A 1,158-nucleotide genomic window follows, 5' to 3' on the forward strand; every position below is an offset into this window, starting at 1 on the left:
TACCCATGGTGATCGACTTTTTCTTCAGGTCGATCATCCCCACTTTTGTACTGTACCACCACACTTCATAGCAGCCATCCTCCTGCGTTTCCTTCAGCCCGACCCGCTCTCCCCTGAACGCGTTGCCTGCCTTCAGACTGATACCTTTTATGCTCAGCTTCCCGCTGATATCGACCTTCCTCACCATCACTCCTTCATCATATTCCGGTGGCGTAATGCTGTCACTGTACTGCCTTGCTGACGGCTGATACCGCGAGGCCGGAACGGCCATACCCAGTGCTTCATGGGGCCGTTCAAGGTTATACACCGTACGCCAGTGGTCGAAAGCACGCTGCAGCTCATCGCTGTCTGTGAACCACTTACCCTGCAGTACTTCCGCCTTCAGGCTGCGGTGAAAACGTTCCAGCTTGCCCTGTGTCTGCGGATGATATGGCCGGGAATGCCCCACCCGGATACCCTGGCGCATCAGCCACAACTCAAGTGCCGTCCAGGTGCCGGTGGTATCGCCCCACGGTGAGCCGTTGTCCATTGTCATCCGGTGTGGCAGCCCGTAGCGTTCAAACACGCTGACCAGCTGCTGCTGCACGGTCTCACGGCGTTCATTGGTGCAGGGTGCCAGACACAGGGAGAAACGGGAGTGGTCATCCAGCAGGGTGAGCGGATGGCAGCGCCCCCCGCCGAAGGGGAAGTGACCCTTAAAATCCATCTGCCAGAGCCGGTTCGGCGCGTCATGTTCGAACCTGCCCGTGACGGGAATGCCCGGAGCCGTGCCCGGCAGCAGACCGTGACGGGCCATCAGGTTATGGACGGTGCTGAAGGCGGGCATACGGTGCCCCTGGTCTTCGAGCCAGCGCTTTATCTTGCGGGCGCCCCAGCGCTCATGACGGGCATGGGCGATGCGCAGCAGGTCAGTGATATCATCCGGAGAACGGTTGGGAGAGTGATGAGGTACGCGGGGACGGTCCAGAAGACCGGATGCGCCTTCCTCAGCCCAGCGACGAAGCCACTTGTAACCGGTGGCGGGAGAAATGCCGTAGTGACGGCAGAGGGAACGGATGTTCGCCCCGTCTTGTGAGGCGAACAGAACAAACTCGGAACGTAATGACATGGTATCTCTCGCATCCCAGGGCATAAGCGACTCCATAAACGGGTTCTTAT

The 1,158-nt window shown here is 59.2% G+C and carries 1 protein-coding gene; it reads right to left on the bottom strand.

What is annotated here, in order from left to right:
• Positions 1 to 1,144 (bottom strand): IS481 family transposase (locus DBY68_RS22685; RefSeq protein WP_112296231.1); only part of this gene is annotated, 1,144 nt, incomplete at its 3' end.
• Positions 1,145 to 1,158 lie beyond the last annotated feature (14 nt).

Origin of the sequence: Pseudocitrobacter sp. RIT415 (assembly GCF_003057695.2) — a bacterium.
Classification (GTDB): domain Bacteria; phylum Pseudomonadota; class Gammaproteobacteria; order Enterobacterales; family Enterobacteriaceae; genus Pseudocitrobacter; species Pseudocitrobacter faecalis.